The organism is Flavobacterium sp. ABG, from assembly GCF_001027725.1.
Classification (GTDB): Bacteria; Bacteroidota; Bacteroidia; order Flavobacteriales; family Flavobacteriaceae; genus Flavobacterium; species Flavobacterium cupriresistens.
Genome location: NZ_LEKS01000010.1, coordinates 107,634 through 121,903 on the forward strand (window position 1 = coordinate 107,634; position 14,270 = coordinate 121,903).

Sequence of the window (14,270 nt, forward strand, 5' to 3'; positions counted from 1 at the left end):
ATTCACTTATGATAACATTTAAATAGTATACGCCATGAAAAACAGAGTACAATTAATCGGGAACGTAGGAAACGATCCGGAAATTAAAACATTGGAAAACGGAAAAAAATTAGCGCATTTAAACATTGCAACAAACGAGAAGTACACCAATGAAAAGGGAGAAAAAGTAGAACAAACAGAATGGCATCGTGTGACTGCCTGGGGAAAAACGGCCGAAATTATCGAGAAATATGTCGTAAAAGGAAAAGAAGTTGCGGTAGAAGGAAAGCTGACACACAGAAGTTATGACGATAAAAACGGAGAGAAAAAATACGTCACAGAAGTAGTGGTCAACGAAATCCTGTTTTTAAGTAAATAATGTTTATCAACGTAATCAAACCCGACAGGTTTTTAAAAGCTGTCGGGTTTATTTTTTTATAAAATTGAAGCGCCATTTATGTCGGTCGTCAATATTTCACTCATATAATCAAAAAAGGGTCTCATGTTCTTGAAGGTGTCCAGTGCCTGCTCTAAAAAAAGCGGACTCAATACTTCCTGATCTGTAAATCGTTTAATAAGTAAAAACTGTTTGTAGCGAAGTAAGTCAATAGCTTCATGATCGATATCAAATCCTTTGGGCTTTGTCTTAAGCTGTTCGCCTTGTAAAGTTCCAAATGTGCGGATAAAAGATTCTGAGTGCAGTATTTTTTGCATAGGTTCAGGATCGTGGGCAAATTCACTTCTTACGCGTTTTAAGTCTGCCGCATTTGGTCCCCAAAAACCACCGGCAATAAAGCTATTTCCTTGTTCCAAATGATAATAATAACCACCTCGTCTTTCACTCGTGGCACGGGTATAACTACCACCCCAAAAGCTTTTAAAAGGCGTTTTGTCTTTAGAAAAACGAATATCGCGATAAATTCGGTATACACTTTTTTTTCCGGAAGCGGTTTCTAAAACATCGGTTTTGGAGAGCTCCTGCAGTAAAGCACCTGCAAAAGTTTCGATATGATTTAATTCGTTGAGGTAAGTCGTTTTATTTGCATCAAACCAAGGTTTGTTATTGTTTGCTTTAAGCTCTTGCAAAAAATCAAGACTGGATTTTGGGATAGTAATTTGGTTTTTCATAATGAAACAACGGACTCTTAAGATTTATTTAATCAGGTAACTAATTTACAACTGTTCTTTTATTTTTTCAACGAAAGTGGAAATTAGATGCGATTGAATGCGATTTCAACCGCTAAGTTCACAAAGATTTCGCTAGGTTCGCAAAGAAAAAGATTTCAAATGAGCTAATAGGACTTATATGGTGAAGTTAACCATGAAGTTCACAAAGATTCCGCGAGGAACACAAGAGAAAATCTAAAAGGAGCTACTATCACTTATATGGTGAAAAAAAATTGCTTTGGCTAACATGTTTTTTAAACGAATAAAGGACTTTGATTTAAACTAAAAACCCATCAGTAATCTGATGGGTTTTCATATATATTTTAAGCTGTCTTTTTTATTAAGTCAAACATAGGACAACGAGAGCAACGTTTCTTTTCACTCTTTTTAAATTTCTCGCAACAGCTGGATTTGCAGTTTTCGAGTTTTTTAATTTTGTCAAGGATTTCCTGATTTTTCTTCTTCTTTTTATCCTTTTTTTTGTCCTTGTCCTTAACCTTATCTTTCTTGCTCACAGTACCTCTCAATTATAAAATCGAGGCAAATATAAAAGAATAAAAGTTATTTTTATATGTTCTAAATAAACTTTAACTTTTTTATTTTGGGTTAATAGCTATTGAACTCGTAACGGTTAATTGCTGAATATCACGGTCAAACAAGTAAAGACCGCCTTTGTCGTCTCCAATTAAATTAATTTTATCTAAAATTGACTTAGCTGTAGCTTCTTCTTCGATTTGTTCCGATACGTACCATTGTAAGAAATTATGTGTAGCATAGTCTTTTTCTGAAAAGGTAATATGAACCAATTCATTAATAGATTCTGATACAAAAAGTTCATGGTTGTAAAGCGTTTCAAACATTTCCTTAAAAGTCGAATAACTTGTCTTTGGCTCTTTAAGATCTGTAATTTGTGCATGTCCGCCACGTTCGTTTACATACTTTATCAGTTTAAGCATGTGCGCGCGTTCCTCATCTGATTGTGTGTACATAAATTGAGCAATTCCTTCTAATCCGTGTACCTCTGCCCAACAAGCCATTGAAAGGTAAGTTTGTGAAGACTCGGCTTCAATTCTGATCTGCTTGTTCAGTGCTGCTTCTATATTTTTTGATAACATAATCTTGATTTTTTTGTAAAGTTATATAATTTTAGGCAATTAAGAACCTGATTGCCTTTTGTAGGAATTAATTCAGATTCAGACTAAATACAATGAAATCAGCCTCTTCTAATTTAAATGAAGCTTATTTGTTTTTAATTCCGGTGTAATCAGTTCCGTCTAAAGACTTCGTTTTGGTTTCAATTATAGCCGTCTGTAAATTTAAGCATTTTATATTCTTTGGTATCCGTATCATAATAACCCAGAATGAAATAATCTTTAAACTTTATGATACTTTGAAACGAAACTTCATCATGTTTGTCTACAAATAAATTGATTTTATCGGCTGCAAGAGGCTGCTGTTGCTCTGTGGTATACCCCAATTTTTTATCCCAGATACTTTCAAAGTATACAGTTTTGGTTTGAATATCCGGATAAGAAAACCCATCAAAACTCTGATAGCTTGGTTTATTGATCCCTCCGAAAGTGATAAACAGATTCGTTTTGTTTTTAAAAACAGATAACCCGATGTCTAAAGTAGCCAGGTGTTGTAGAAATTTAGCCGTGTTTTTTAATTCTTTCGGACTATAGATGTCTCTTTGAATTAACAAAGGAGAATTTTTGAAACGTATCGTGTCATTTTTCGAAACAACAATGCTCTTTAATACTTGTTCCGAGTCAAGATCTTTTATATCAAACAAAAATTCATCTTCTGTTGTGTTAATTTGGTATAGTTTGTTCTCGTGATAAAAAGAGTTAGAGGATCTGGCCCATTTTTTAGCAGGAGGCTGCAGGAAATTCTTCTCTTTTATGTCCAGACTAGTCAAATTAATGTTGAACAATTGTGTGTTGGTAACATTCTGGTCCAAAGTCAGGATGAGACGTTGCGGCAATAAATACAATTTGGTTTTACTAACGGTTTTAAACAAAGGATTGTATTCACCGGATTCCATTTTTTCAATAGGGTTTTCGGTAAGAATCTGATTGAACGTTCTGGATTGTGTTTTTCGGTCTTTGAAGGTAAAAGGAGAAAAATCAAGTTCCCTTTCTTCCACAGTTCCATTCTTGAAGACGTATAGAATTAGTTTTGGCTCTGTTTTATGTTGGGTTAACAGATTAAATGCATTGTCTTTTTGATATTGGGTAACAATGGGCTGAATCTTTGCAGGAAAATTAAACTTCAAAGCCTTAACTGTTTTGTCTTCAAAATAATATTTGACAATTATAATGTCTTTCAGTTCTTCTGAGTACCAATACAAACTTGGATTTCCGTCTTCACCAAAGCTGTAGCCAAGCAAAGACCTTTTTTCATAATAGGTCATTGCACCGGCAAATTGATCTCTTAGAAAAAGGGCGCTGTTGTATTTTAAAATCGTAAAATTTCCCTGTGATGCCACAAAGACAAATACTTCGTGTGTTACAGCGTTTTCAAAATTTAAGATCTGATCGTTTTCCCGTATCTTTTTTAATTCCAGCGAATAAGAAGCCAGTACAGTCTGGCTTAATACCATAGATTGGTACATTACGGCTAAAAACAGAATTATTTTTCTCATATTTTTTAGAATAGAATCAATTCAAAATCGCGGACTTTATTTTGTTTAGGAATTCATTAACTCCTGAAAATAGTCAACAAACTGCCCCAAGTGTAAACCATCCATTAGGCCATGATGCACATAAACAGCCATCGAAATGGTTCTTTTTCCTGTTTCTGCCGTCATCATTTTCCCAAAAGAAACTTTAGGGCAACTGTCGGGATAGGTGAAACTGCGGGCATGGGTAAGCGAAGTGAAATTTAACCACGGTATTGCCGAAAAATGAATGACATTATCGTCTTTAAATTCACGGGTATAAATTCCAGTTGTATTTTGAACGCGTTTGACTTCTGCTAAAGCATTTTGCTCAAAAATTTTGAAATCAGGATGATACTCCATTAAAGAAAACCCAAAAGTCCCATCTTCGCGACCAATTGTTGCCGAAGCATCAATACGATCGTAAATGTAGATTTTGTCTTCTGAGATTCGATATCTAAAATTCTCAATTGCATTTACAGCAACCAAAGTTTTATGTAAGTAAAAGATAAAAAAAGAAGTATTCAGGTCTTTAGCGGTTTGATAGGCTTTGGTACAGTCAATCTCAACAGTCGCGCCAAAGAAGGGTTCTTCCATTTGTTTAAAATGGGCAAAATGTTCTTTTCTGTTCCAATTTTCGAGGTCTAAAAGTGTTTTCATTACAATAAATTATTAAGCACTTCGGTTATTTTTTCGAAGGAGCTAAAATGTTGGTGTTCTACTTTATGATTGATTTTTTCGTGTTCCCAAGTGGTATGAAAAGGAATATGTACGGCATAACCGCCAATTTCCAGTACAGGCAATACATCTGATTTTAGAGAGTTTCCAATCATCAGAAATTCATGAGACTGAATGTCCAAACGACCTAATAATTTCTCGTAATCAATTTGTTGTTTGTCTGACATTACTTCGATATGGTGAAAATAATGACCTAATCCCGAGCGATGCAATTTGCTGTGTTGGTCTTTTAAATCTCCTTTTGTGGCTACTACCAATTTGTATTTGCCGTGCAATGCCTCTAGTGTTTCTTCGATTCCGTCCAGAAGTTCAATGGGTTTCTCGAGTAATTCTTTCCCATATTGAATAATTTTCTGAATTACCTCAACCGGAATGGTATTGTTTGAAATGATCATCGCCGCTTCAATCATCGAAAGAATATAACCTTTGATTCCGTAACCGTATAAAGGTAAGTTTTGAATTTCTATTTTAAACAATTCCTGCGAAATGCCTTGGTGTGAAAGATAATCTTCCATCAAAGCACAGAATTTATGTTCGGTTTCCTGAAAGTAAGGTTCATTAACAAACAAAGTATCATCGGCATCAAAGGCGATTACTTTTAAATTTGGAATTTTGTTTTTATGTAACATAAGGGAGGTGTTTTTTTTTGTTTCAGGTTTTTTTTGTTTCAGGTTTTGCCGCCGACTAAAATGATTTTGAATATATCTGCTCGGTTAGCTATATCTGCGTGTTTTTTTGTTTCAGGTTTTTTTTGTTTCAGGTTTTGCCGCCGATTAAAATGATTTTAAATACATCTGTTCGATCAGCTCGATCTGCGTGCTTTTTTTGCTACAGATTAAAATGATTCCAAAGATTTTCAAATAAATCTGCTAAATCTGCGTGCTATTTTTTTGCCACGAATTGACGAATTATTTGTTCAAATCTGTTTGATTCGTTTCATTTGTCAGCTAATTTTTTTGCCAAAGATTAAAATGATTCAAAAGATTTTCAAATAAATCTGCTTAATCGGCTAAATCTGCGTGCTATTTTTTTTGCCACTGATTAAAGTGATTTTTTACAATTCAAATTCAAAAAAATCAGTGTTAACCTGCTTAATCAGTAAAATCGGTGTGTGAATTTCCCACCCCAAGTTCGCAAATAGTTTCAATTCAAATAAAAAAAAGAATCCGCGTAAATCCGTTTAATCCGCAAAATCCGAGTGCAATTTTCAGACCGCAATTTCACAAATGTTACTTAGAAAAAACCTTTTTCAACGAAATGGTCTTATCATAAAACGTGATTCTGATTCCGAAAAGCAAAATGATTCCGCCAAAAACCATTTGTAAAGTTATTTGTTCTTCCAAAAACAACCAAGCTAATATCGAAGTAATTACAGCCTGACTCAATAAACTTAACGAAACCCTCGTTGCACGCATGTGTTGCGTAGCGTAACTTATCGAAAGCCAGGCACACAATTGACAAATTACAGCCTGAAGCACCAATACAAACCAACCCATATCAGAGAATCCTGTAAAAGGCTGATCCAGCGAATAACAAAGAATTCCCAAATAAATGCTGGAGGCCAACAAACTAATGGTCATAAAGGATAAAACATCAACATGAGAAAGTACATTTTTGCTGACTAACAGATAAATCGAATAAAGGATTCCGGATAGCACTGCAAACAGAAAAGCCTGATCGAAGTTTAATTCCATGAAAAAACCAAAACCAACCAAAGTTACCATTCCGAATAAGGAGACAGCTGTTCCGATCCAGAAGTTTGTGGCGGGTTTCGTATTCAAAAAGAAAAAAGAACCAATTCCAACCCAAAGCGGGGACAAGTTGGTTAGTAACGAAGCCTGTGTGGCACTTGAATCCTGAATGGCGATGTTCCAAACGGCAACATCCGAAGAGAATAAAACACCACAAAGTGCCGCCAAAAGAGTGAATCTTAAAGTTGGCATTTTAAAATTTTTACTCAAAAGCACATACGGTAAAAGCAAAATGACCGCAAAAAACATTCGGTAAAAAGCCGAAATTAATCCCGGTGCTAAACGTAATTTTACCAATATCGGGAAAATCGAAATACAAAGTATTCCGCCGATTAAAGCTAATCTTGGTTTTGTTATTTTCATTTTGATTCGGGCAACTTAATTTATTTAATTATTTTAGGATTAATTACTTCTTTGTTTATTGTGGAATATTGTAGAAGTTCTTTCATTAATAAATATACTTTAGTAGATTTTTCTTCAGGAAAATAATCGTCTGGGTTTAAATCTACTTTTTCTGCTCTTTCAATTGCTTTTAAAATGTACTCAGAAGATAAATAACCTTTAGGATAATTTTTTAGTTTAGATTCGGTATGCTTTTTTCCAAGTTCAGTTTTTGCTGTTTTACTGTTTTTGCACAATAAATTTTCTTGATCTTCCAAATGAAACAATAGCCAAATTTCAAAGCAATAGTTGCTGATAAATAAGTTGGCATCTAATAGACTACTACAGTATTCTTTTAATTCAGGAAATTCTTCTTTCGGATGTTGATCGACATCAAGTACAAATCTAAATTTATCCTCTGGAGAAGGAGTTACTGACAAGCTCTTAGGTGGATTCTCAATAAAAGATTTTGCTCTCTCTATTAATTTTTTAGGCTGCGATCCCTTAATTTTAGTATCTTTCTCAAAGACATGCAAAATGCTTGCTTTTTTAGGTTCAAGATGTATGTTATTAAACGTTCCGAAATATTTTGGTTCTTTGTCCTCCCCTTCATAAACAATGAAGAATCGGGTTGCATCTTTAAATGATTCTTTCTTATTGTAATCATCTAATGTATATCTCTTACGCTCCATCTAAACAAGATTTTCGTCAAAAGTTAAATTAGAGAAATTGCCTAAGAAAGGAATTCCACCATATCTTCCTTCCAAATAACCTCTTTCTAAAACCTTATCACCTCTTGGATTAAAGTTGCTTAAAGGATAGAATTCAGTACTTCCGTCGGATCTTTTCTCTGTAAACCATATTTCATCTCTGCGCAGTAAACTGTCATCTAATAAATGACTTTCATGAGTAGTGAAGATTAATTGACTGTTGGTTTTTGAGTTTAATGAATATGTTCTTAAGAGTTCTTTTGCTAATAGTGGATGCATACTTCTTTCTAATTCGTCGATAATATATACAAAATCATCTTCATGCAATAATTCTTCAAAGGCAGGAGCAAGTTCAAATAGACGATTTGTACCGTCGGATTCTTCATCAAAATCAAATGTTGCATTTGAATTTTCGTGTTTGGTACATAATATGAGAACAAAATATTCATTGTTTTCTTTTACAAAGCTATAATCATTATCTCTATAGGTAAATACAATTGCTTTTTCCTTTGTTGTTTCATTGTTATTTTGAGATTCTAAGATATCAATAAGGTTATTTTTTGTGTCAATATCATCTAAACCAAAAAACGTATCGGATTCTATTTTTCGAAGTACAATTTTTTCAATTCCTGTTTTGCTGTTTACAAGTATTTTATTCGTAAAGTCTAGTTTTTTGTTTCCTAATAAAACAGATTTAGTGAAATCAATATCTATAGAATCTGGATAAACTAAATGAAATTTTGTAAAGGCTAGACAGATTTTATCTAGAACATTATTACTCTCCAAAAGTAAATAGCAGTTATTTAAAACAGTTTCATTCTCTTTGAGTTGCTTTTTTAAGAACTTTTTAGCAAATAGTATGTCATTTTTGTTTTCGAAGTATTCTCCAAATTCAACTTCTTTGTCAATTCTTTTAAATAACAGTTCTTCTTTGTTGTTTTTTACCGAACTTATTAAATAAAGCCACTCTTCTTTTATTTTTCCTTTAAAAATCTCCACAGCATAATCAAAATGAATTCCTTGATACTCACATTCAATTCTAAAAGTTGAAGGTTTGTCGAGATAGGTTTTGTCTAGCCTGAATCTTTTGCTTTGTGGGACTAATAGGTCAGCATCGTTTACAACAATAGATTTTAAAAATGCAATTGCTCTTACTAAATTACTTTTACCTGCAGCATTAGCTCCATAGATTGCTGCAGTTTTTAAAACTTCAACACCGGATTTAGTTTTTTTTATATGATTTGTAAGCTGACGAGAGCCATTTCCTTTTGCGGGAAGCATGTTAAATTCTGTCTCATCCTTAAAAGACATAAAATTACTGACAACAAATCGGATTAGCATGGTTTTACGATTTTTTCGTTAAAAATTAAATTTATAATGTAAAATAACAAATATAATAGCGTGAAAAAAAATAGTTATCGATTTTTTCGAAAATATTAACTAATCTAAGGTGACTTTTGTAATTGTAGACTACTGTTTTTCTAGTCTACAAATTTTCTAATGATGTATTCTTTTGTTTTGGTATCGTAGTAACCAAAATAATAGGCATCTGTTTTAAATAGTGTCTGAGATGAAACATCATTGTCTTTGTCGAGAAAAGTTCTGATTTTATCAAATGCCAATGGTTGCAAATCTCCTTTTACGTGTTTTCCTTCTTTATCGAAAAGACCTTCCATTTTAACCACTTTTCGGTTAGAATAAGCGTTAAAACTCTCCATAGTAGGATTAAATGCGAAAGATCCGATTAAAGAACCAATAAATCCAAATTGGTTCATTACAGATTGTCCGCCTGATTGCTGAGATCCTGCAGAAACACCTCCGAAAGTTATTAAAGTAGTATCACCAAGGCGATAACACGCAAGAGCTGAATTTAGATTAGTTGTTTTTCTAATAAATTGAGAAGAAGTTTCGAGCGTTTTTTTGCCACCAAAGAACTCATTGCCTTCCTGAGAAATCTCTGAATTTTTAAACTCAATTGGTTTATCTTCCGTAGCAGTATATTGCTGTAGCAGATTGCCGTCTAAATCGTTTATAGTAAAATGAAGGATATCAGACGAAGATTTTGTCTGGTATATTTTATGGTCAAAATAGAAAGAATTTGAGTTGATGTAGATCGAAAATCCTGAACTGCTTATATCAGAAATAGGTGGAGATTTAATAATCTTTTCAACGGCAGAATATTTCTCCAGATTAATTACAATGACTTGTGTGAAATTTACATTCAGGTCAATTGTTATAACGAGTTGGTTTTTGCTAAAATAACACTTTCTCTTTTTCGAACTATCGTTTAACGAAACAGGGTTTTCAGTATTGATGTTCTGTAATGAAAAAGGGGCTTCGGCAGGTAGTAAATTTTGTTCCAACACACCATATAAATCAGACTTTACATATTTGCTTTTGAAAAAATGAAATCCTTCCAGATCAATAACTTTTTCGATGTAATTGCCTTGTTTGTCAAAGATGTGAAGTTTTAGACTATTACTGTTTTTTAGTACAGTCAGAATATAAAAGTTGTCATTTTCGCTGAACTTTTGCAAAACTTTTTCGTTTTTTAATGCTAAAGTATATTCTTTGGTAGTGATTTTGCGACTAGTGAAATCATACAACTGAGCAAAGATATTTTTATAGTCATCAGAAGACCAAAAGAGTCTCGTATTGTTGCTGCTTCTATTGTAGCCAATCATAAAGTCGTATTTTTTTGCATCAGGTTTTGCTGTAGAAATACTATCTGTGATTTGCATTTTTTCATTAAGCTGAATAGCTTTTACATTTGTCTTGTCGCTTAGAAACAAAGTAACTTCTTTGGTATCATTGTTTACAGACGGAAAAATATTGAGATTCTTTTTTAAAGTAAGCGGAGTTGAGCTCACGATGTCCTGAGAAAAAGAAGTCATACTGTTTAATGTCAAACAGATGAACAGTATTTTTTTGATCATGATATAGTTTTTTGCAAATATCTTGATTTTCTGACAAAAAAAGGGTTATGTTGAATGTTAATTGTTTGAGCTACTGTTAAATATGCGAATCTGTTAAGTAAGTTTCATACGCTTTCTTGCGAAAATATCATTTTGAATAGCCTCCTAGCTTTAGCTCAATGTCATTAAGTTAAGGATCGCTTAAAAAAAGTCTCACGTAGATTCTGCAGATTTTAGCAGAATGTAATAAAAAAAATCCGCAAAATCCGCGTGAAAAAATCTCTTAACTTAATGACATTGTGCTCTAGCTGGAGGAATATAGTTAAGATTAAACATTAAATGGCTTTAGCCAAAATATATCCAGCTTCTTTTGGCTAAAGCCAATTGCTCATCTCTCAATCAATGTACCTCCAGCTAAAGCAGGAGGCTATTCAAATAGCAACAAATGGAAAAAGAATAATTAACTAGCAACGTTTGTGCAATCGGAAATAATAGATACAAGAAACCCTCGCTTTAGATGTGCAAAAATACTCACATGAGTAGGTTTCTCGTGTTTCCGTAGGGCCATCATGACGAGGGAGTGTTTATGTTAAATTTAAACGAACGAAACCCTCGCTTTAGATGTGACAAAATACCCATATGGGCAGATTTCCCGTGTTTCCGTAGGGACATCATGGCGAGGGAGCTGTTTATGTTAATTTTAAACGTAAGTTTAATGGTTATTTCCTGTAATTCTGTCATTTCGACGAAGGAGAAATCACACCAGAAATTCCACATAGAAAATCGCCAATCTTTGTCGAGTTACGCGTGTGATTTCTCCTTCGTCGAAATGACAAAACGAGGTTTTTTTTAATAAACTAAATTTTTACATCCAATTTTTTAGTTCTCCACAGTTTTTGAAATTGATCCTTTTTTTAGACAATTAATTATTGGTGTAAAAAATAAAACGCGCGAATCTATTGGTAGTTTCACGCGTTTTGCTTTAGTCGCTAGGCATTCATAATTTGATTACAAGCCTGCTCAATTTGTTGCTCCGAAAATGGTTCCAACGCTTTTGCTAACATGCGACTGGTTTTTAGACAGCATTTCATCTTAGCTCTTAGCTCGAGGTTATTACCCATTTCGGTTTCCAGAATCATGTCGAAGATTTCGGCTAGGTATTCTGGTTGATCTTTAAATTCTCCTTCGAACCAAAGTTCTGAAAGGAAATTTGCTACGGATAGCATTACATCTTGATGCGATGTGTTTTGATTTTCTTTAGTCATAATCGAAAAATTTAAAACGTACGAAACCCTCGCTTTAGGTGTGACTAAATATCTCGAAAGATAGATTTAGGGCAGTTTCCTGCTCCCGCACCATGGCAAGGGTTCGCTTATGTTAACTTTTAATAAAATTTATTGAAAGTTTTGTAAGATATTTAGTCGATACAAAAGTATTAATAAATATCGATTTGACTGTTTAATAAGTAGGAAATTCCTTTAATTATTTATATCTGTAGAGGCCTAATTTACCGTTTCACCATTCGGAGCATCAGCATCCGGATTAATGAAAACCAATTTGCCTTCTGCATTTGTAGTCATTAGAATCATTCCCTGACTTTCTACACCACGTAATGCTCTAGGTGCTAAATTGGCCAGAACAGAAACGCGTTTTCCGATAATTTCTTCAGGAGTGAAGCTTTCTGCAATTCCCGAAACAATCGTACGAACGTCAATTCCTGTGTCTACTTTAAGCACTAAAAGTTTGTTGGCTTTTGGCATTTTTTCAGCCTCAAGGATCGTTCCTACGCGAATGTCCATTTTAGCGAAATCTTCAAACTGAATTAAATCTTTCTGTGGTTCAGCCTTTTTGTTCTCAGCGATATTAGCCGTTTTGGTAGCTTCCAATTTATCTATTTGTTTTTGTATTTCTTCGTCTTCTATTTTAGCGAAAAGTAATTCAGCTTCACCAATTTTATGTCCTGTTGGGAATAAATTCCAATCGTTAAATTCCAAATTCCAATTTAGGTCTTTGATGTTTAGTATTTTAGAAAGTTTTGTAGCTGTAAAAGGTAAAAATGGTTCTGCCAAAATGCTTAGCGCTGCTGCGATTTGCAAGGCTACATACATTTGAGTTTTTACACGCTCCGGATTGTCTTTTATTACTTTCCAAGGCTCTTCGTCGGCCAGATATTTATTTCCTAAACGAGCCACATTCATCAATTCACCTAAAGCTTCACGGAATCTGTAACGCTCAACTGAGCTTGAAATCACGGCTGGGTAGGCTTTTAATTCTGCTAAAGTTGCTTCGTCAATTTCTGTAAATTCATTTGGCGTCGGAATAAATCCGTCGTAGTATTTGTTCGTTAAAACAACCACACGATTAATGAAGTTTCCGAAAATAGCAACTAATTCATTATTGTTTCTTGCCTGAAAATCTTTCCAGGTAAAATCATTATCCTTTGTTTCCGGAGCGTTAGAAGTCAATGCATAACGCAAAACGTCTTGTTTTTCCGGGAATTCTTCTAAATATTCGTGTAACCATACGGCCCAGTTTTTAGAAGTCGAAAGTTTATTTCCTTCCAAATTCAAAAACTCATTTGCAGGTACATTGTCCGGTAAAATATAACTTCCTTCTGCTTTTAACATCGCAGGGAAAATGATACAGTGAAAAACGATATTGTCTTTTCCGATAAAGTGCACCAATTTTGTGTCTTCATCCTTCCAATACGGTTCCCAGTCTTTTCCTTCACGTGCCGCCCATTCTTTGGTCGACGAAATGTATCCGATAGGAGCATCAAACCAAACGTATAGTTTTTTGCCTTCAGCACCTTCAACCGGAACATCAATTCCCCAGTCTAAGTCACGCGTTACTGCACGAGGTTCTAATCCACCGTCTACCCAGGATTTAACCTGTCCGTAAACATTCGGTTTCCAATCGTTTTTATGTCCAACCAAAATCCATTCCTGCAAGAATTCAGTATATCGATCTAAAGGTAAAAACCAGTGTTTTGTTGATTTCAGAATCGGAGTTTCTCCTGTAATCGTTGATTTAGGATTGATTAAATCGGTTGCATTTAGCGTAGAGCCACATTTTTCGCACTGATCGCCGTAGGCTTCTTCGTTACCACATTTTGGGCACGTTCCAACTACAAAACGATCTGCCAAAAACTGATTGGCTTTTGCATCGTACAATTGTTCTGTAACTTCTTCAATAAAATCGCCTTTATCATACAACGTTCTAAAGAATTCCGAAGCGGTATCATGATGAATTTTAGCAGAAGTTCTGGAATAATTATCAAACGAAATTCCGAAATCAGCAAATGATTTTCTGATAATTCCGTCGTATTTATCAATAACTTCCTGCGGTGTAATTCCTTCTTTTTTAGCTTTCATCGAAATGGCAACACCATGTTCATCACTTCCGCAAATAAAAGCAACATCTTTTCCTTGTAAGCGTAAATATCTTGAATAAATATCTGCAGGCACGTAAACCCCCGCCAAATGCCCAATGTGAATAGGTCCGTTGGTATAAGGCAATGCAGCTGTAATAGTATATCTCTTTGGATTCTGTATCATAACTCAATTTTATTGGGTGCAAAAATAAGCAATAGAATCGAGATTTTAGTATGTCACTGAGATTCGGTATGAAAAGACAGAATTTTAGAGAGGAGATGTTTGGTGTTTTTTAAGCGTTTTGAATTAATCTCGCAAAGTCGCGGAGTCGCAAAGTTTTTTTGGTTTTGTGTTTCTTTTAAAAAATGGGGTGAAGTTTTGTCTTTTGAATTAATCTCGCAAAGTCGCGGAGTCGCAAAGTTTTTTTTTGGTTTGGGGGTAAAGTTTGGAGTCTTTTTCTTTGCGTCTCTGCGACTTTGCGAGATTTTAGCTATCAGCGAGATTCGTTGTAAAAACATAGACCTTTGCAGAGAAGATGTTTTGTAAGTCTAAGGAAAGCCGAACAGTCAGGCTAAGCGAAGTCGAATTGTCAG

12 protein-coding genes are annotated in these 14,270 nt (G+C 34.3%); 1 reads left to right on the forward strand and 11 read right to left on the reverse strand.

What is annotated here, in order from left to right; all coding sequences use genetic code 11:
• Positions 1–34: 34 nt before the first annotated feature.
• On the forward strand, positions 35–358 hold the full coding sequence (locus AB674_RS12310; RefSeq protein ID WP_047776984.1) for a single-stranded DNA-binding protein: 324 nt from the start codon (positions 35–37) through the stop codon (positions 356–358).
• Positions 359–414: 56 nt separating this feature from the next.
• Here the strand turns inward: AB674_RS12310 and AB674_RS12315 are convergent, their stop codons facing one another.
• From AB674_RS12315 to metG, 11 genes are all read right to left on the reverse strand, one after another.
• On the reverse strand, positions 415–1,107 hold the full coding sequence (locus tag AB674_RS12315; protein WP_047776986.1) for a DUF2461 domain-containing protein: 693 nt from the start codon (positions 1,105–1,107) through the stop codon (positions 415–417).
• A gap of 635 nt (positions 1,108–1,742) precedes the next feature.
• On the reverse strand, positions 1,743–2,261 hold the full coding sequence (locus tag AB674_RS12325) for a ferritin (protein ID WP_047776987.1): 519 nt from the start codon (positions 2,259–2,261) through the stop codon (positions 1,743–1,745).
• A 179-nt stretch (positions 2,262–2,440) separates the two neighbouring features.
• Positions 2,441–3,793, reverse strand: a complete 1,353-nt coding sequence (locus AB674_RS12330) for a hypothetical protein (protein ID WP_047777103.1) — start codon at positions 3,791–3,793, stop codon at positions 2,441–2,443.
• Between the two features lie 45 nt (positions 3,794–3,838).
• Entirely contained in the window at positions 3,839–4,468 is a 630-nt protein-coding gene (locus tag AB674_RS12335; protein ID WP_047776989.1) for a chloramphenicol acetyltransferase, read from the reverse strand.
• Positions 4,468–5,175 carry an HAD family hydrolase gene (locus AB674_RS12340; RefSeq protein ID WP_047776990.1) on the reverse strand — a complete coding sequence of 236 codons (708 nt, stop codon included), beginning with the start codon at positions 5,173–5,175 and terminating at the stop codon, positions 4,468–4,470. Before AB674_RS12340 ends, AB674_RS12335 begins: the two co-directional genes overlap by 1 nt.
• A 600-nt stretch (positions 5,176–5,775) precedes the next feature.
• Positions 5,776–6,660: a DMT family transporter gene (locus AB674_RS12345; protein ID WP_047776992.1), complete on the reverse strand. Its 885-nt coding sequence runs from the start codon at positions 6,658–6,660 to the stop codon at positions 5,776–5,778.
• Between the two features lie 20 nt (positions 6,661–6,680).
• Positions 6,681–7,370, reverse strand: coding sequence for an RloB family protein (locus tag AB674_RS12350; RefSeq protein ID WP_047776994.1), 690 nt, complete (start codon positions 7,368–7,370; stop codon positions 6,681–6,683).
• Positions 7,371–8,729, reverse strand: a complete 1,359-nt coding sequence (locus AB674_RS21880; protein ID WP_082210632.1) for an AAA family ATPase — start codon at positions 8,727–8,729, stop codon at positions 7,371–7,373.
• 140 nt (positions 8,730–8,869) lie between these two features.
• Entirely contained in the window at positions 8,870–10,324 is a 1,455-nt protein-coding gene (locus AB674_RS12360; RefSeq protein WP_047777000.1) for a hypothetical protein, read from the reverse strand.
• Positions 10,325–11,292: 968 nt separating this feature from the next.
• Positions 11,293–11,568, reverse strand: coding sequence for a hypothetical protein (locus tag AB674_RS12365; RefSeq protein ID WP_047777002.1), 276 nt, complete (start codon positions 11,566–11,568; stop codon positions 11,293–11,295).
• A gap of 237 nt (positions 11,569–11,805) precedes the next feature.
• Entirely contained in the window at positions 11,806–13,860 is a 2,055-nt protein-coding gene (gene metG, locus AB674_RS12370) for a methionine--tRNA ligase (RefSeq protein ID WP_047777003.1), read from the reverse strand.
• Positions 13,861–14,270: the final 410 nt, after the last annotated feature.